Origin of the sequence: Falsiroseomonas sp. HC035 (genome assembly GCF_050563525.1) — a bacterium.
Taxonomy (GTDB): Bacteria; Pseudomonadota; Alphaproteobacteria; order Acetobacterales; family Acetobacteraceae; genus Falsiroseomonas.
Map to the genome: position 1 here is coordinate 210,042 of NZ_JBNXUN010000009.1, position 17,630 is coordinate 227,671.

At 70.0% G+C, this 17,630-nt stretch carries 16 protein-coding genes; 9 read left to right on the forward strand and 7 right to left on the reverse strand.

Annotation, left to right across the window (positions count from 1 at the left end):
• Positions 1–63: 63 nt before the first annotated feature.
• A complete protein-coding gene (gene pcaB / locus ACLF3G_RS19445) occupies positions 64–1,407 on the forward strand; it encodes a 3-carboxy-cis,cis-muconate cycloisomerase (protein WP_430671055.1) in 1,344 nt (447 codons plus the stop codon).
• Here pcaB and ACLF3G_RS19450 read toward each other — a convergent pair.
• Positions 1,404–1,679, reverse strand: a complete 276-nt coding sequence (locus tag ACLF3G_RS19450; protein ID WP_430671056.1) for a SemiSWEET family sugar transporter — start codon at positions 1,677–1,679, stop codon at positions 1,404–1,406. The two genes, pcaB and ACLF3G_RS19450, sit on opposite strands and share 4 nt — an antisense overlap.
• A 22-nt stretch (positions 1,680–1,701) precedes the next feature.
• Here ACLF3G_RS19450 and ACLF3G_RS19455 point away from each other — a divergent pair, with 22 nt between their 5' ends.
• From ACLF3G_RS19455 to ACLF3G_RS19470, 4 genes are read left to right on the forward strand one after another with little or no spacing between them, the layout of a single operon-like run.
• Positions 1,702–2,298 carry a GNAT family N-acetyltransferase gene (locus ACLF3G_RS19455; protein WP_430671057.1) on the forward strand — a complete coding sequence of 199 codons (597 nt, stop codon included), beginning with the start codon at positions 1,702–1,704 and terminating at the stop codon, positions 2,296–2,298.
• Positions 2,295–3,176, forward strand: a complete 882-nt coding sequence (locus ACLF3G_RS19460) for a carbon-nitrogen hydrolase family protein (RefSeq protein ID WP_430671058.1) — start codon at positions 2,295–2,297, stop codon at positions 3,174–3,176. Before ACLF3G_RS19455 ends, ACLF3G_RS19460 begins: the two co-directional genes overlap by 4 nt.
• On the forward strand, positions 3,173–4,321 hold the full coding sequence (gene lpxB / locus ACLF3G_RS19465) for a lipid-A-disaccharide synthase (RefSeq protein WP_430671059.1): 1,149 nt from the start codon (positions 3,173–3,175) through the stop codon (positions 4,319–4,321). Before ACLF3G_RS19460 ends, lpxB begins: the two co-directional genes overlap by 4 nt.
• Entirely contained in the window at positions 4,318–5,280 is a 963-nt protein-coding gene (locus ACLF3G_RS19470; RefSeq protein WP_430671060.1) for a DUF808 domain-containing protein, read from the forward strand. Before lpxB ends, ACLF3G_RS19470 begins: the two co-directional genes overlap by 4 nt.
• Positions 5,281–5,428: 148 nt before the next feature.
• Here ACLF3G_RS19470 and ACLF3G_RS19475 read toward each other — a convergent pair whose 3' ends face one another.
• The gene (locus tag ACLF3G_RS19475; RefSeq protein WP_430671061.1) at positions 5,429–6,364 is read right to left on the reverse strand and encodes a Gfo/Idh/MocA family protein; all 936 of its coding nucleotides are present in this window, start codon (positions 6,362–6,364) and stop codon (positions 5,429–5,431) included.
• A gap of 164 nt (positions 6,365–6,528) precedes the next feature.
• Here ACLF3G_RS19475 and secD point away from each other — a divergent pair, with 164 nt between their 5' ends.
• The 4 genes from secD to ACLF3G_RS19495 all read left to right on the forward strand — a co-directional run bounded on the left by secD (position 6,529) and on the right by ACLF3G_RS19495 (position 11,332).
• The gene (gene secD, locus ACLF3G_RS19480) at positions 6,529–8,112 is read left to right on the forward strand and encodes a protein translocase subunit SecD (protein ID WP_430671062.1); all 1,584 of its coding nucleotides are present in this window, start codon (positions 6,529–6,531) and stop codon (positions 8,110–8,112) included.
• 22 nt (positions 8,113–8,134) lie between these two features.
• Entirely contained in the window at positions 8,135–9,085 is a 951-nt protein-coding gene (gene secF, locus ACLF3G_RS19485) for a protein translocase subunit SecF (RefSeq protein ID WP_430671094.1), read from the forward strand.
• Complete coding sequence (locus ACLF3G_RS19490; RefSeq protein ID WP_430671063.1) at positions 9,082–10,035, forward strand: Bug family tripartite tricarboxylate transporter substrate binding protein; 954 nt, start codon at positions 9,082–9,084, stop codon at positions 10,033–10,035. Before secF ends, ACLF3G_RS19490 begins: the two co-directional genes overlap by 4 nt.
• A gap of 139 nt (positions 10,036–10,174) precedes the next feature.
• Positions 10,175–11,332 (forward strand): EAL domain-containing protein, encoded by a 1,158-nt coding sequence (locus tag ACLF3G_RS19495; protein ID WP_430671064.1) that lies wholly within the window; start codon positions 10,175–10,177, stop codon positions 11,330–11,332.
• On the opposite strand, the gene ACLF3G_RS19500 is transcribed toward ACLF3G_RS19495, so the two are convergent.
• The 5 genes from ACLF3G_RS19500 to ACLF3G_RS19520 are packed head-to-tail and all read right to left on the reverse strand — an operon-like array spanning position 11,320 to position 17,621.
• Entirely contained in the window at positions 11,320–12,489 is a 1,170-nt protein-coding gene (locus ACLF3G_RS19500; protein WP_430671065.1) for an iron-containing alcohol dehydrogenase, read from the reverse strand. The two genes, ACLF3G_RS19495 and ACLF3G_RS19500, sit on opposite strands and share 13 nt — an antisense overlap.
• Positions 12,490–12,521: 32 nt before the next feature.
• Positions 12,522–13,598: an ABC transporter ATP-binding protein gene (locus ACLF3G_RS19505; RefSeq protein ID WP_430671066.1), complete on the reverse strand. Its 1,077-nt coding sequence runs from the start codon at positions 13,596–13,598 to the stop codon at positions 12,522–12,524.
• A complete protein-coding gene (locus tag ACLF3G_RS19510) occupies positions 13,595–14,587 on the reverse strand; it encodes an ABC transporter ATP-binding protein (protein ID WP_430671067.1) in 993 nt (330 codons plus the stop codon). Before ACLF3G_RS19510 ends, ACLF3G_RS19505 begins: the two co-directional genes overlap by 4 nt.
• The gene (locus tag ACLF3G_RS19515) at positions 14,584–16,017 is read right to left on the reverse strand and encodes an amidohydrolase family protein (protein ID WP_430671068.1); all 1,434 of its coding nucleotides are present in this window, start codon (positions 16,015–16,017) and stop codon (positions 14,584–14,586) included. The genes ACLF3G_RS19510 and ACLF3G_RS19515 overlap by 4 nt, the downstream gene beginning before the upstream one ends.
• Before the next feature lie 14 nt (positions 16,018–16,031).
• Positions 16,032–17,621, reverse strand: coding sequence for an ABC transporter substrate-binding protein (locus tag ACLF3G_RS19520; protein ID WP_430671069.1), 1,590 nt, complete (start codon positions 17,619–17,621; stop codon positions 16,032–16,034).
• Positions 17,622–17,630 lie beyond the last annotated feature (9 nt).

The window sequence follows — 17,630 nt, forward strand, 5'->3', positions numbered from 1 at the left end:
GCGCAGTGCGCCGTCGTGGTGAAGGTGCTCCACCCAGCCTTCCCAACCTCCGAGGCTCCCGCGATGACCGTCTCCCCGGCCGACGGCCCCGTCTTCGGCGCCGTCTTCGGCACCGATGCCATGCGCGCCATCATCGGCGAACGCGCCTTCCTCCAATCCATGCTCGACGTGGAGGCCGCCCTCGCCCGCGCCCAATCCCGCCTCGGACTGATCCCCGCCGAGGCCGCCGCCGCCATCACCGCCGCCGCGCGGTACGAAATCCTGGACATCCCGGCCCTCGCCCTCGCCACCCGCAACACCGGCTTTCCGGTGGTCGGCCTGGTCAAGCAATTGTCCGCCGCCGCCGGCGCCGAGGCCGGCCGCTGGACCCATTGGGGCACCACCACCCAGGACGTCACGGACAGCGCCTTCGTCCTGCAGATGCGCCAGGCCTTCACCCTGATCGCCGCCGACCTCGACCGGCTGATCGAGGCCCTCGCCCGCCTCGCCCACACCCACCGCCACACCGTGATGCCGGGGCGCACCCATGCGCAGCAGGCGCTGCCTATCACCTTCGGCCACAAGGCCGCCACCTGGCTCGACCCCCTGATCACCATGCGGGACCGCCTGGCGCAGGCGCTGCCGCGAATCCTGCGGCTGCAATTCGGTGGCGCGGTCGGCACGCTGGCCTCCCTCGGCGAGCACGGCCCCGCCGTGCAGCGCGAGTTTGCGCGCGAACTCGATCTGGCCCTGCCCGCCATCCCCTGGCACGTCGCCCGCGACGGCATGGCGGAAGCGGCCTGCTGGCTCGCGATGCTGTGCGGCACACTTGCCAAACCCGCCACCGACATCCTTCTGCTGATGCAATCCGAGGTCGCGGAAGCCGCCGAACCGAGCGCACCCGGCCGCGGCGGCAGTTCCACCATGCCGCAGAAGCGCAACCCGATCGCCTGCGAATACGTCATCGCCCAGGCCCGCGCCGCGCAGACCCTGCTGCCCCAGGTGCTCGGCGCCATGGCCCATGAGCATGAACGCGGAGCCGGCGGCCAGCAGGTCGAACAACTCGCCCTGCCGCAGATCTTCCTCTACGCGCACGGCGCCCTGTCCCAGGCGGTGTTCCTGGCGGAGGGCGTCACCGTCGACGTCGCCCGCATGCGCCGCAACCTGGAGGAATCGGGCGGGCTGATGATGGCGGAGGCGGTGATGATGGGCCTCGCCCCGCTGCTCGGCCGCAACCGGGCGCATGACGCCGTGCACCATGCCTGCGACGTAGCGATGGCCGAGCGCATCCCGCTCGCCGAGGCGCTGGCCCGCGACCCCGGCGTCACCGCGCATCTGGATCCCGCCGGCCTTGCGAAACTGACAGACCCCGCCGGCTACCTCGGCGCCACCCAGGTCTTCATCGATGCGGTGCTGGCCCGGCGCTAACCGCGGACCAGCTTCACCCACAGGATGGAGGCCGTCAGCGGCACCGTCACCAGATTCGCCGCGACCAGGCCCGCGGACCCCACCAGGGCGCCATAGGCCAGCCACAGCGAATTGCCGACGACCAGCAGCACCAGCAGCGCCAGGCTGAAATCCCGCGCGGACCGCGTCCGCCAGGTCTTCCACGCCTGCGGCACGAAGGCTGCCGTCGTCATCGCCCCAGCCAGCAGCCCCATCGCCTCGACGTCCACGACTCGGCTCTTTCCCGCCAGCATCCAGCCCCCTATGCATCGCGGCATGGCGGAAATCCACCTGAGCTTCGAAACCCTGTCCGGCCCCGCGCTGCACCCGCTGCTGCCCGCGCTTGCCGGCCTGCGCATCGCCGTTTTCCGCGAGTGGCCCTATCTGTACGAAGGCGACGCGGACTACGAGCAGGGCTACCTTCGCGCCTACGCCGAAAGCCCCGGTGCCGCCATCGTGGTGTGCCGGGATGGCGATAGGGTGGTGGGCGCCGCGACCTGCCAGCCGATGCCGCAAAGCCACCCCCCAGTTCCCGCCACCTTCCGCGCCGCCGGCCTGGAACCGGCCCGCTTCTGCTATTTCGGCGAGTCCGTCCTGCTGCCGGAGTATCGCGGCCGCGGCGCCGGCGTGCGCTTCTTTGCAGACCGCGAGGCGCATGCGCGTTCGCTCGGCCTGCCCGAGGCCGCGTTCTGCGCCGTGATCCGTGACCCCGCCGACCCGCGCCGCCCACCCGGCTACACCCCTCTCGACGCCTTCTGGCGGAAGCGCGGCTACGCGCCCGACCCCGACCTGACCGTGAGCTTTGCCTGGAAGGAACCCGGCGAGGCCGCTGAAATCGCCCATGAACTGGCGTTCTGGACCAAGACGCTTTGAGCCCGCTCCGCCTCGGCCTGCTCGCCTGGCCGATCGAGCGCCCAGCCTCCGTCGCCGCCTTCGGAGCCAAGCTGGACCATTGGCTTTCCCAGGCGCGTGGGCAGGCCGATCTCTGCGTGCTGCCCGAATACGCCTGCGTCGAACTCGGCGCTGCCCTCGCCGGCGGGGCACCGGAGGAGGCGACCGAACTCGCCGCCATGGTCGCCCATGCCGACGAGATCCTGGCCGAGATGCGCGCCGCCGCCCGCCGCGCCGGGGTCTGGCTGCTGCCCGGCAGCCTGCCCATGCGCGCATCGGACGGCCGCGTCATCAACCGCGCGCCGCTGATCGACCCGGAAGGCCGCCTTGCCTTCCAGGACAAGCAGGCGATGACCCGCTTCGAGGCGGAGCGCTGGGGGGTCTCATCCGGCGCCCCGCCCGCCGTGTTCGACACCCCCTGGGGCCGCATCGGCATCTCGATCTGCTACGACGTGGAATTCCCGAAGCACGTCCGCGCCCAGGTCGAGGCCGGCGCCTGGCTGATCCTCGCGCCGTCCTGCACCGACAGCCTGCACGGCTTCGCCCGGGTGCGCATCGGCGCCGCGGCGCGGGCGCTGGAGAACCAGTGCTTCGTCGCCATCACGCCGACGGTGGGCCTCGCGCCCTGGTCCGTGGCGCTTGATGAGAATCATGGCCACGCTGCCATCTTCGCCCCGCCCGACCGCGGCTTCCCCTCATCAGGCGTGGTGGCCGCCGGCGAGATGGACGCACCCGGCTGGCTGTTCCACACGCTGGACCCGGCGCTGATTACCCGTGTCCGGGACCATGGCGCCGTCCGCAACCACCGCGACTGGCCGCGCCGCCCGGTGCCGCCGCCGCAGCCGGCACGCTTCGCATGACACTGATCTACATCGTGGCCGGCGAGGCCTCCGGCGACGTGCTCGGCGGCCGCCTGATCGCCGCGCTGCGCGCCCGCGACCCATCCCTCACCTTCGCCGGGATCGGCGGGGATCGCATGGCCGAGCAGGGCTTCACTTCCCTGTTCCCAATGCGTGAACTCGCCCTGATGGGCCTGATCGAGGTGCTGCCCAACATCACCCGCCTCGCCCGCCGGCTGCGCGAGACGGAAGCCGAGATCACCACCCGGCGCCCCGCCGTCATCATCACCATCGACAGCCCCGGATTCACGCTGCGCCTGGCGGAGCGCACGAAGCCGCTCGGCATTCCACTGATCCACTACGTCGCCCCACAGATCTGGGCCTGGCGCCCGGGCCGCGTCGCGAAGATCCGCGCGCGGGTCGACCGCATCCTGTGCCTGCTGCCGTTCGAGCCTGTGATCTTCGAGGCCGCCGGCATCCCCGCCAGCTTCGTTGGCCACCCGGTGCTGGAATCCGGCGTCGATGCCGGCGACGCTGCCCGCTTCCGCGCCGCCCACGACCTGCCGTCCGCATCCCGCATCCTGGTCGTCATGCCCGGCAGCCGCCGCATGGAGGTGCGCCGCCTGCTGCCGGTGTTCGGCGCGACCCTTCGCCTGCTGGCGCAGCGCGTTCCCAACCTGGTCGCCGCCCTGCCGGTCTCGCCGGTGGTGGCGGAGGCGGTGCGGGCCGGCACGGCGGATTGGCCGGTGCGCCCCATCCTGATCACCGACAATGCCGGGAAGCACGATGCCTTCGCGGCGGCGGAAGCCGGCCTGATCAAGTCCGGCACCTCGAGCCTGGAGATGGCGACGGCCGGTGTCCCGCACCTGGTCGCCTACAAGGTCAACCCCATCACCGCCGCCATCGTCCGCCGCCTGGTCCGCGTGCCGTTTGCCAGCCTGGTGAACCTCCTGGCGGAGCGCGCCGTCGTTCCCGAGTACCTGCAACAGGATGCGACGCCGGAGGCGCTGGCCGCGGCGCTCGCGACGCTTTTGACCAACGCCGACGCCACCGCAACCCAGCGCGCGGCGTTCCAGGAGGTCCTGGCCCGGCTGCGCCCCCCCGAGGGCCTGCCCAGCGCCGCCGCCGCCACCATCATCCTGCAAGCCATCGAGGATCATCCATGAGCGTCGGCCTGATTGCCCTGCTGGACGACATCGCCGCCCTGGCCAAGGTCGCCGCCGCCTCGCTGGATGATATCGGCGCGCAGGCGATGAAGGCCGGCGCCAAGGCGGCCGGCGTGGTCATCGACGATGCCGCCGTCACACCGCGCTACGTCGTCGGCTTCGCCGCGGCGCGCGAGTTGCCCATCGTCAAGCGCATCGCCATCGGCTCGCTGAAGAACAAGCTGCTTTTCCTGCTGCCCGCGGCGCTGGCGCTGAGCCTGTTTGCCCCATGGGCCATCACGCCGCTGTTGATGCTGGGCGGCGCCTATCTGTGCTTCGAAGGCGCCGAGAAGGTCATCGAGGCGATCTTCCCGCACCACGCCCTGACAATCTCACAATCCCCTGGCCTCGCCGAAGGTGACCGGACGCTGGAGGACCAGAAGGTCGCGAGCGCCATCCAGACGGATTTCATCCTCTCCGCCGAAATCATGGCCATCACCCTGGCGACGGTGCCGGAGGCGACGTTCTTCGGACAGGCCGCGGTGCTCGCCGTGGTCGGCATCGGCATCACCATTGTGGTCTATGGCGCGGTCGCGCTGATCGTGAAGGCGGATGACGCCGGCATTGCCCTGGCGCAGACCAGCAGCCCCCCGGTGCGCGCGCTAGGCCGCGGCATCGTGCTCGGCATGCCCTACCTGCTGAAGGGGCTGGCCGTTATCGGCACCGCCGCCATGGTCTGGGTCGGCGGCGGCATCATCCTGCACGGGCTGGAGGAATACGGCATCACCGGCCCGGCGCACGCGCTGCATGTCGCAAGCGACGCCGCCGCCGCCGCCATGCCCACCATCGGCGGACTCGCCGGCTGGTTCGTCACCGCACTCGGCTCCGGCATCCTCGGCCTGATCCTGGGCGCGGCGCTGGTACCGGTGGTGGAGAAGGCGCTGATCCCCGCTTGGCGGCGGCTGCGCCCGGCGCGCTGACCCTTTCCAAGGCACGAGGATTGCACTTTTGTGCCCGCCGAACGCCGGGCGGGCCGCATCCGCGTCCCACGGCTTCGCGGCATAAGCTGCGGCGGCCATCCGGCTGCTCGGCGCTTCGCGCCGCTGATCGACGTTCCTTGCGCCTGCCTCAGCCGATCGCCGCCTCCACCGCCAGCGCCACCGACAGCGCCGCCCGTCCCTCCGTACCGCCCACTTCCGGCGCCATGCCATCCAGGCACGCGGCCGCGAAGCCGGCCTGTTCCGCCTCCAGGCTGTCATGGTCGGTCCAGCCGGCGCGCTCGATGCCGTAGCCCGGCATCGTCGCCACCGCCTCCGCCCCGCCGCGCCGCAGCACCGCGAGGCTGCGACCGAGGAAGTCAACGTTCATCTCCCCCTCGCTGCCCAGCACCCGCAACCGCCGCTCCATCGCCAGGGACACGCGTGATGCGGTGATCGTCGCCGCCCGCCCGCCCGAAAATCCCAGCCGCGCCACCGCGAAATCCGCATGTTCCGAGGCAACGCGCCCGCCCACGGCCTGGATCGTCTCCGGCACGTCGCCGGCCAGTTTCAGCACCAGGTCGATGTCATGGATCATCAGGTCCAGCACCACCGACACATCCAGCGAGCGCGGCCGGAAGGGTGCCACTCGCAGCGCCTCCCAATGCGTGGCCCGAGCGCCTTCCTGTGCCGCCACCACCGCGCGAAACGCGGCCGAGAACCGCTCGATATGCCCGACCTGCAAGACCAGCCCCCGCTCCGCGCCCAGCCGGGCCAGTTCATCGGCCTCCGCCAGCGTCGCCGCGATCGGCTTTTCCATGAACAAGTGCCGCCCGGCGCGCAGCACCTGCCGGCCGAGCGCCGCGTGGAAGCGCGTCGGCGCGGCGACGATCACGGCCTCCGCCGCCTCGATCGCCTCGATCGCGCCGAGCGCCGGCACCCCGCACTCCGCCGCGACGACTTCGGCCCGCGCCGGATCGGCATCGTGCAGCGCCACCAAGCGCAGCCGGCCGCCGCCGCGGGCTGCCTTCAGCGCGTGGAATCGCCCGAAATGCCCCGCGCCGAGCACCGCCACCCGCAATTCCATCGCGCAAAACCCTTTCCACAAGCCGCTGATTGATACGCCGCCTCGCGCGGGCTTGCATCAGGGGGGGCCGCGCCGCATCTTCCGGCCAGGCGGCGCCGCACCCGGATGGGTTCCGGCGGCCGCACCATCACGATTCCCATCACTTTCGGGGCCGGTCCGCGTCCATGATGTACTTCGCTCGCTGGAAGGTGCTCGCCATCATCGGCGTCTGCCTCCTCGGCATCCTGGTATCCCTTCCGAACTTCTTCCCGCGCAGCGCGCTGCCGGACTGGGCGCGCCAGATCAGCCTCGGCCTCGATCTGCGCGGCGGCAGCTACCTGCTGCTCGAGGTCGATACCTCCGCCATGGTCCGCGAACGCCTGGAAGCGCTGGTCGATACCACCCGCCGCGGCGCCGCCGCTGCCACCCCGCGCATCCTCTACACCGGCCTGAACGCCAACCCGGCGGAGCGTCGCGTCTCCGTCCGCGTCTCCGACCCCGCCCGCGCCGAGGACCTGGCCCGCATCCTGCGCGAGGCCGCCATCGTGGTCCCCGCCGGCGCCGGCGCGCAGCAGCCGGATATCGAGGTCACCACCTCCCCCGATGGCGTCGTCTCCGCCACGCTGACGGAGGTCGCGCTGCGCGCCAAGGCGGGTAACGCGGTGGAGCAGTCGCTGGAGATCGTCCGCCGCCGCGTCGACGAAACCGGCGTGGCGGAGGCACTCATCGCCCGCCAGGGGTCCAACCGCATCCTGGTCCAGCTTCCCGGCGTCGAAGACCCGGCCCGCATCAAGGACCTGCTCGGCCAGACCGCCCGGATGACGTTTCATCTGCTGGACGAATCGGCGAACCTCCAAGCCCCGACGCCGCCGCCGGGTACCATGTTCCTGCCGGGCGACCGCTTCCAGGACCGCTACGCGGTGCGTCGGCGGGTGGAGGTCGATGGCGCCAACCTGACCGACGCCCGCGCCGGCCAGGACAGCACCGGGCAATGGGTGGTGAACTTCACCTTCGACAGCATCGGCACCCGCCGCTTCGCCGATGTCACCCGCCAGAATGTCGGCCGCCCCTTCGCCATCGTGCTGGATGAACGCGTCATCACGGCGCCGAACATCCGCGAGCCGATCACCGGCGGCCGCGGCCAGATCTCCGGCAGCTTCACCGTGCAGGGCGCCAACGACCTGGCCGTGCTGCTGCGCGCCGGCGCCCTGCCCGCACCGCTGACGGTGGTGGAGGAACGAACCGTCGGACCGGAGCTCGGCGCGGACGCGATCCGCGCCGGCATCATCTCCCTCGCGGTCGGTGCTAGCTTCGTCTTCCTCTACATGGGTCTTGCCTACGGCTTCTTCGGCTGGCTGGCGAACATCGCGCTGCTGGCCAACCTGGTGATCATGATCGGCATCCTGTCGGTGATGGGCGCGACGCTGACACTGCCCGGCATCGCAGGCATCGTGCTGACGCTCGGCACGGCGCTAGACGCCAACATCCTGATCAACGAACGAATACGGGAGGAAGTGCGCAACGGGCGCACGCCGATCTCGGCGCTGGAGCTCGGCTTCACCAAGGCCTCCGGCACCATCATGGACAGCAACCTGACCAACCTGATCGCCATGGCCTGCCTGTATGGATTCGGCAGCGGGCCCATCAAGGGCTTCGCCGTCACTGTCGCCGTCGGAACCGTGGTGCAGATGTGGACCGCGACGGTGGTGGTGCGGTTGATGGTGGCGACCTGGTACCGCCGCCGCCGCCCCCAGACGCTACCGGTCTGAGGATCGAAGAAACATGTTCCGCCTGCTCTCCCGCCCACTGTTCCGCATCGTCCCGGACGACACGCGCATCCCCTTCATGAAGGGCGCCGTGCTCGGCCTGATCCTCTCGGCCATCCTGTCCGTCGCTTCCGTGGCGCTCGCCATCTACCCTGGCCTCGCACGCGGCATCGATTTCCAGGGCGGCATCGTCATGGAAGTCCGCACCCCCGGCGAGGCCGATCTCGCCACGCTGCGCAGCGCCGCCTCCGCCCTCAATGTCGGCGATGTCGGCGTGCAGCAGTTCGGCGCGCCCGACGCCGTGCTGATCCGCCTGCCCGTCCAAGGAGACGAGGCCGGCACGCAGCGTGCCGTCGCAGCCGTCCGCACGGCGCTGGAAACCGCCAGCCCCGGCACGCGCGTGGTGCGCGTCGAGGCGGTCGGCGAGCGGGTCTCGAGCGAATTGTTCCGCGGCGGCATGATCGCGCTCGGCATCAGCCTGATCGCGATGCTGCTGTATATCTGGTTCCGCTTCGAATGGCAGTTCGGCATCGCCGCCATCATCACGCTGATCCTGGACACCACGAAGACCATCGGCTTCCTCGCCGTCACGCAGATCGAGTTCAACCTGCAGACCATCGCCGCGATCCTGACCATCGTCGGCTTCTCGGTGAACGACAAGGTCGTCGTGTTCGACCGGATGCGGGAGAACCTGCGCAAATACAAGCAGATGCCGCTGCGCGACGTGGTCGACCTCTCGATCAACGAGACGCTGAACCGCTCCATCGGCACCTCCGCCACGCTGTTCCTCTCGGCGCTGCCGCTGGCGCTGTTCGGCGGCGATGCGCTGGCCGGCTTCGCCTGGACCATGCTGTTCGGCATCGTCCTGTCCACCTCCTCCTCCATCTTCATCACCGCGCCGCTGGTGCTGTACACCGGCGCCAAGTCGCTCCGCCCCAAGGAAGCCGTGCCCACTGGCCAGGCCCAGGCGACGTGACCGCCGCCTGGCTGCCGCGCCGCGCCGCCCTTGCCGCGCTGGCCGGGCTTGCCGCGCCATCCCTGGCGCGGGCGGACCGCCGCAATCCGGCGGAGCTTCTGGTCGGCGCGCGGCCTGGGTCCCCGGTCGACCAATGGGCGCGTGGCGTCGCACCCTTCCTGGAACGCGCCCTGCCGCGCTTGACCCTGGTGGTGCGAAACCTGCCTGGCCAGCACGGGCTGGACATGGTCAGCAGCCTCGAGCAGGCCGAACCATCGCAGCGCATGATCGGCGTCATCACCGCGCCGCTGCTGCTGGCCCGAGCCGTCGAGCTCGGCCAGCCCTTCCCCGCAACCCGCATCGCGCCACTCGCCGCCGTGACCACCGAGAGCATGATCCTCGTCGGCGCCCCGGGTGGGCCGGAGAACGTCGCGGCGCTGCGGGCGCTGGCGGACCGCGGCACGCTCGGTACCCCCGCACCGGGCAGCGCCGGCCACTATGCCGCCTCCCGCCTCGACGGCCGGCTCGACCTGCCGCGCTTCGCTTTTCCCTCCGCCGCCGCCGCGCGGCAGGCCGCGCATTCCGGCCATGTCGCCGCTGCCATGCTACCGTTGCCCGATGCGATCGCCTGGCTGCGGGAAGGAAAGCTGCATGGCATCGGCCTCGCCGCCACGTTGCGCAGCCCGCTGCTGCCGGAGGTGCCGACCCTGCGTGAACAGGAGGTGGACCTGGTGGCGTCTGCCCAGCGCGGTTTCGCCCTGAACCGGTCATCACCGGAGGGGTTCCGCGCCGCCCTTCTGCGGGGCCTGGAAGCCGTTGCGACCGACCCGGATTTCGCCGAACGGTCTGCCGCACTTGGCCAGCAAGCACGCTTCCTCGGCCCGGAAGCCTGGGGCGGGGTGTTGGCGCGCGCCGACGCCGAAATGCGGCGCCGGTGGGATGAGGAACCCTGGTTGCCTCGCCGGGCATAAAAACGCATCCGGCAGTTGCGAGTCCCGCGGCCCGGGCTCATCATAACGTCGCAATGTTGGTTCACTCATCTCGTTTATGTGATACGCATCGCTGGATCGTCCCGCGGGGTGACGATCCGGCCGGGAGGATGTTCGACTGATGCTCCGGCGCACCGGACGCGCGCGTGCGGAAGCGGGGACGGTGCTGCTGGTTGCCAGCGATCCGCTGGTGATCGCTGCCACGCGAGATGCTGCGCGCCGTCTGGCCGGCCCTCCACCCGTGCTCGTTACCACCTCCGCCGAGGCGCTGAGCCGCATGGTCGGACCCGGAACCGCGCCGAGTCACCTTGTGGTCGAAAGCGGCGCCGGCAGCCTTGCCTTGCTGACGGCGGCAAGGGACCCCTTTAATGGCACGGACGTCGTGATCGTCACCCGGCCGGGCCAGGAACCGCCTTACGGCCTCCGCCAGGCACCTGCGGAGGGCGCGCGTCTCGCCGCGGCCCTAGCCGGTCGGCTCCCCGACAACGACTGCCCTGCCAGCGATGCCGCCGCCCTCGACGCGGGACTGGCCCGCGGCGAGATCACCGTCCGCTTCCAGCCTATGGTGCGCCTGTCGGACCGCCGCCCGGTGATGGTCGAGGCGCTAGCCCGTTGGGAACGCCCGACCGCCGCACTCGGCGCTGCCGATTTCATCCCGATGGCCGAACGAGCCGGCCTGGCGCGCGCCCTGACACAGGCTGTCGCCAAACGTGCCGTGACGGAACTGCTGGCCCAGCGCCAAGGGCGGCACATTCGCCTGTCCTTCAACATCCCGCTGTCCGAATTGCTGAAACCCGACCTGCCTGTCTGGCTGAGCCGGCTTGCCGCACAATCCGGCTTGCCAGCCGCCGACCTGCTGCTGGAACTGACCGAAAGCACCCATGTCCGCGACCGCGCCCTGCTGCGCCGCGCCCTGCTGCGGTTGCGCGATGCCGGGTTCGGGGTGCTGGTGGACGACCTCGCCCTGCATGACGGCCGCCGCTTCCTGCTCGACCTGCCTTTCGTCGGCGTGAAGCTCGACCGCAAGCTGGTCGTCGCCATGCCGACCAGTCGCCGCGCCAGGGGGGAGGTCGAACAGGTGGTCCGCCACGCCCGCCGCCGCGGCATGATCGTGATCGCGGAAGGGGTCACGGATACGCAGATATGGCGCGCTATCGCCGCAGCCGGATGCGACCTGGCGCAAGGCTTCGGCGTGGGCCGCCCATTGCCGCCCGCCGCGCTGCCCGCCTGGATCGCGGCGTGGAGCGCGGCGGCGGTGCCGGACGCTCAGCCGGAATAGGCTTGGCGGTACAACGCGGCGATTTCGGCCACATCCGGCACAAGCGGGTTGTTGCCCGGGCTGCCGGAGGCCAGCGCCTGCCGTGCCATGGTCGGCAGCAGACCCTCCCACTTCGCGGCGTCGATGCCCCACTTCGCCGGGCTCGGCACCTCCAGGTCGCGGTTCAGGGCGCGCAATTCTTCCACCAGCCGCCGCGCCGCCGCCTGGTCGCCCTCCTCCACCGAGGCCACTCCCATCACGCGCGCTGCCTCCGCATAGCGCCCGCGCGCCGCTTCCAGGCCGAATTCCGTCACCACCGGCAGCAGCATGGCGTTGGACAGCCCGTGGGGGACGTGGAAATGCGCGCCGATCGGCCGGCTCATGCCGTGCACCAGCGCCACGCTGGCATTGCTGAAGGCGAGGCCGGCGAGCGTCGCGCCCCGCATCATCGCTTCCCGCGCCGCGTCATCCTGCGGGTTCGCCCAGACCTTGCGCAGATTGGGCGCGATCAACCGCATCGCCGCCCGCGCGTATTCGTCCGACACGGGATTCGCCTTCGCCGAGACAAAGGCCTCCAGCGCATGGGTCAGGCTGTCGATGCCGGTATCCGCGGTGATGCGCGCGGGCAGGCCGAAGGTCAGCTCATGGTCCACCACGGCGGCGAGCGGCAGGGCGCCGAGGCCGGCAATGAGCATCTTCTCATCCGTCTCGGTATCCGTGATCACGGTGAAGCGCGTCGCCTCGCTGCCCGTCCCTGCGGTGGTCGGCACGCAGATGATCGGCACCGCGCCGACATTCGCCGCCGCCGGCACCTTGAAGTCCCGCATCTTCCCAAGCGGCGGCGCGGCCGCGAGGATTGCGATGGCCTTTGCGGTATCCATCGGGCTGCCGCCGCCGAAGCCCACCAGGCAGTCATAGCGCCCGGCCCGGAACACCTCGACCCCCGCGGCGATCACCGTATCCGTCGGGTCCGGCACGGTATCGGAGAACACCACCGGCGCCATCCCCGCGGCCCGCAGCGGCGCCAGCGCCCGCTCCAGCAGGCCGGAGGACACCATGAAGGGATCCGTCACGACCAGCGGGTGCGCCAGGCCGAGCTGGCCCAGCACCTCCCCCAGCTTCGCCACCGCGCCGCCACCCATCACCATCAGCCGCGGTGCCACCAGCGACACGATCATACGCGTTTCCCCCCTGCCTGCCAGGCCGGAGGCTACGGTGCCGCGGCCCTGCTGTCAGCCCGCCGCGCCTTCGCCGCCGCATATAGCGCCAGCCGGTTCGCGGCCACGGCGGACATGCCGCCCTGGTCCACGCCGACATGCGGCGGCAACACCTCGGCAAAGTGGCAGGCGACGGTGTGGCCTGGCACGAGTTCGCGCAGCGCCGGCATCTCCGCCGAGCAGCGCGGCTGGGCGTGGGGGCAGCGGGTGTGAAAGCGGCAGCCGGAGGGCGGGTTCATCGGGCTCGGCACGTCGCCGCCGATCGGCTTCACCATGCCACGCCGCCGCGGGTCCGGATGCGGAATCGCCGCCAGCAGCGCCCGCGTATAGGGGTGCAGCGGCGCATCGAAGATCGCCCGCTTCGGCGCGCTTTCCACGATCTGCCCGAGATACATCACCGCCACGCGATCGGCCATGTGGTGCACCACCGCAAGGTCATGCGCGATGAACAGGTAGGACAGGCCGAAGCGCCGTTGCAGGTCCTTCAGCAGGTTCACCACCTGTGCCTGGATCGAGACATCTAAGGCGGAGACAGGCTCGTCGCAGATGATGAGCTCCGGCTGCACCGCCAGGGCGCGGGCGATGCCGATGCGCTGGCGCTGGCCGCCGCTGAATTCATGCGGGTAGCGCTGCGCGTGGAACGGCGCGAGCCCGACCAGGCCGAGCAATTCGCGCACCCGCGCCGCACGGGATTCGGCGGTGCCGATGCCATGCACCTCCATCGGCTCCGCGATGGTGTCCGCCACGCGCAGTCGCGGGTTGAGGCTGGCATAGGGGTCCTGGAACACCACCTGCACCCGCCGCCGCAGCGTGCGCAGCGCGGCGCCCGAAACCTCCTTGCCATCGAAGCGCACGGTCCCACCGGTCGGCTCGATCAACCGCAGCACCAGCCGCGCCGTGGTCGATTTGCCGCAGCCGGATTCGCCGACGATCGCCAGCGTCTCGCCACGCTCGATGCGGAAGGAAACACCATCCACCGCGCGCACCGTGCCCACCTGCCGCGCCAGCACCAGGCCCTTGCGGACCGGGTAGTGCTTGGTCAGGCCCTCGACCTCGAGCAGCGTCGTCATGCGGCGAGGTCCATGCTGTTCTCGACCGGTGCGCGGATGCAGGCGGCGAAATGACCCGGCGCCACTTCCTCCAGGGGCGGTGGCGCGCGGGTGCAGGCCTCGATGGCGAAGGGACACCGTGGCGCGAAGCGGCAGCCCTTCGGCAGCGCGAAGGGCGGCGGCACGGCCCCCTCGATCGCCAGCAACTCCTCGCGCGTCTCATCCAGCCGTGGCACGGAGCCGAGAAGGCCGAGCGTGTAGGGATGCTGCGGGCTGGCGAACAACTCCGCCGCCGTCGCGCGTTCCGCAATGCGCCCGGCATACATCACGGCGACCTCATCGGCCATTTCCGCGATGACGCCAAGGTCGTGCGTGATCAGCACGATGGACATGCCGGTCTCGGCCTGGAGGTCCTTCAGCAGGTCCAGGATCTGCGCCTGCACGGTCACGTCCAGCGCCGTCGTCGGCTCATCCGCGATCAGCAGCTTCGGCTGGCAAGCCAGCGCCATCGCGATCATGACGCGCTGGCGCATGCCGCCCGAGAGCTGGTGCGGAAACTCCTCGAACCGCCGCGCGGGCGCCGGGATTCGCACGCGGTCGAGCGCCGCAAGCGCACGTTCCTGCAATTCCCGCGCGCCGGCCTTTGTGTCATGCGCACGCATCGCCTCCACGATCTGCAGGCCGATCGGATGCACTGGATTGAGGCTGGTCATCGGCTCCTGGAAGATCATCGCCACCTGACCGCCGCGCACCTTGCGCATTTCGGACATCGGCAGGTCCAGCAGGTTCGTCCCATCCAGCAGCACCCGCCCGGCCGCCACGCGCCCCGGTCGCGGCACCAGCCGCATCACGGACAGAGACAGCATCGATTTGCCGCAGCCGGATTCGCCGACGATGCCGAGCGTCTTCCCACGCGGCACTTCCAGATCCACGCCATCCACCGCGGCGATGTCGCCATTGGAGCTGCGGAACACCGTCCGCAGCCCCTCGATCCTGAGAAGAGGAGTCATGACCACCGGAACGTGGGCGGGGAGGACTGGTCCACCGGGCGATGCGCCCAATCCTGCGACGGCGCCTTGTCGATGATCCGCTTCTGCGCCTCATGCAGATGCGCGGCGGCGCCGTGGTAGTCCATGGTGGTAACCTTGCCGTCAGCCACGACCTTGTTGCCATCCACATACACGTCGCGCACCGCGCGATCACCGGCCGCGTAGACCAGGCTGCGCACCGGGTCACGGCCTGGCCGCATCATCGGGTGCGTCACGTCCACCAGCACGAAATCGGCCTTTGCGCCCGCCGCCAGCCGCCCGATATCATCCCGCCCCAACGCCGTCGCGCCGCCGATCGTCGCCGCGTCGAACAGCTCCGTCGTCGTCATGCTGCGCGGGTCGTTCGCCTGGGTGCGCGCGAGATAGGCCACCAGCCGCATCTCATCGAGCATGTTGTGCGGATAGGTATCGGTGCCCAAACCCATGTTCACCCCGGCACGCTTGTAGCGCCCGAAATGCTTCAGCGTGATGCCGCGCCGTGCGAACACCGTCGGGCAATGCGCCACAGTCGTGCCGGTTTCCGCCAGCCGCTTCATGTCGGTGTCCGTCCACCAGCGCGTGGAGGGGTGGTCATCCAGGAAGATGCCGTGGCCGATGATGCTGCGCTCGCTCAGCAGCCCCATGCTGTCGAGCCAGCCGATCGGCGTCTTGCCCGTACGGCGCGTGATCTCGTGGAATTCGACGACGGACTGCGCTGCATGGATCTGCCAGGTGACGCCGCGCTTCTTGGCTTCCTCGAAGCTTTCTTTCAGCAGCGTGTCGGTGCAGGTATCGATCTGCGCCGGCACCACCATGCCGAAAAGCCGACCGCTCTCATGCTGCTCGGCGCGCTCGATGAGACCGAGCGCCTCCCCCATCGCCTTTTCGCCGGCCGCCTCGTCCCATTCATACTCGACGACATGGCCGTTCTTCGTGAACCACTTCGCCGACTTGAACATGGGCGCGATGCAGACCCGCATGCCAGATTCGCCCAACAGGTCGAGCCAGCCCGGATGCGCCATCGAAAGGTCGGCGACGGTCGTCACGCCGGACAGCAGCAGTTCCGACAGCGCGACGCGGACGCAGCTCGGAACCGCTTCCGAATCCGCCCGGAAGATCGGCATGAATTCGTACAGCGACGAATTGTACAGGCCGGGCGAGCCGATCTCGTCGATCAGCCCCTTGTTCATCGGCTCGCTCGACGGGTGCGAGTGGATGTTCACCAGCCCCGGCATGACCATCAAGCCGCTGCCGCTGATCTCCTCCTCCGCCGGGCCGTCGTAGTTGCGGCCGACGAAGCTCAGGGTACCGCCGTCGAACGCGACGTCTGCGTCGGGAAGATACACATGCTGCCGTGCCGAGGCATCCCAGGCGACGACGAGATCCGCGTTGCGGATGACAGTGATGGCCATGCCGAGTTTCTCCCTTACCGTGTCACGCGCATGTCGAGCGCCTTGTAGACACCGATGCCGTACAACCCATGCGCCCGAACACCGGTCACGCGGTTGGACACGCCGACATACAGGTTCTCGCGCGCCGTCGTCAGCCAGGGCGCTTCTTCGGCCAACTGCCGCTGGATGTTGGCCAGCGCCGTACGCCGCACCGCCGGGTCCGTCGCGCTGCGGGCCTCGTCCAGCCAGGCATCGGTCTGCGGGTTGTTCCAGTTCATCCGGTTCGGCGTCGGCCTCGCCCGGCTGTGCCAGTACAGGCTCAACGCATCACCCGCCGAGAAGTACGGGTAGGACAGGAACAGCGCGTCGAATTCCTGTGTTGCCATGCGGCCCCAGGCGACTGTCGCATCGAACAGCTGGATGCGCATCTCGATGCCGACGCGGCGCAGCGCCTGCTGGATGATCTCGCTCTGGCGCTGGTTCTCCAGCGTGTTGATGCCGTAGGTCAGGAAGGTCGCGCGCTGGCCGTCCTTCACCCGCACGCCGTCGGAGCCCATGGTCCAGCCGGCTTCCTCCAGCGTGCGTTGGGCGGCCGCCGGATCGAAGCGCGGCACCAACGTGTCCGACTGCGCGTCGTAGTCCAGCGTATTAGGGTTGACTATGTTCAGCGCCGGCTGCGCATGGCCGAACCACACCGCGCGAACCAGCGCCGTGCGGTCCACCGCCTGATGGATGGCGCGACGCACCGCGCGATCATTCATCACCGGCTTGTCCACCTTGAAGCCCAGGTAGTAGTCCCAGAAGTAGTTCGGCTGCGTCAGCACCTGCACCGTCGGTACCCGCTGCAGGCTGCTGAGCGCCACCGCCGGGATGTACTGCGTGATATCGGCGGCCCCGGTCTGCAACGCCGCCAGCCGCGCGGAGGGCTCCGGCACCACGCGCCAGACCACGCGCTCGACATGCGCCGGCCCCTGGTTCTGGTACATCGGCGGGCCCCAGCGGTAGTTCGGGTGGCGCGTCAGCACCAGTTCGTTCCGCGGCGTCCAGGACTGCCAGCAATATGGCCCGGTGCCGTTGAAGCCCTGGCTGCCGAAGTTCTGGCCGAGACGATCCACGGTCTCCTTGTCGATGATGCCGGCGAAGAACAGCGTCAGCTGCGACAGCAGCTCGGAGAACGGCTCGTTCAGCTCATACTCGACGGTATGGGCATCGACGGCGCGGATTTCCTTCACCGGGCCGGCGCGCCAGGCCACCGGGCTGCGCGTCTCGCGCGCGATCCAGCGATTGATGGAATACACCACGTCCTGCGCGGTGAACGCCTTGCCGTCGCAGAAAGTCACGCCCTGGCGCAGGTGGAAGGTGTACAGCTTTCCATCGGGCGAGACGGTCCAGCGCTCCGCCAGCCCTGGACGCACGGTCTGGCCGTCGAAATCCATGGTGACCAGCGTGTCGGTCATCATGCCCACCACCTCGCCGGCGCTGCGCGCCGTGCTGCGGTGCAGGTCGTAGCGATCCGCGTCGATCTCGCGCAGGAACACCACCGTATTGCGCGGCGTCTGTGCCACGGCGGGCAGCGCCGTCACCACCGCCAGCGCGGCGACCAAGGCACCCTTCAGCAAGCTCATCTTTTTCTC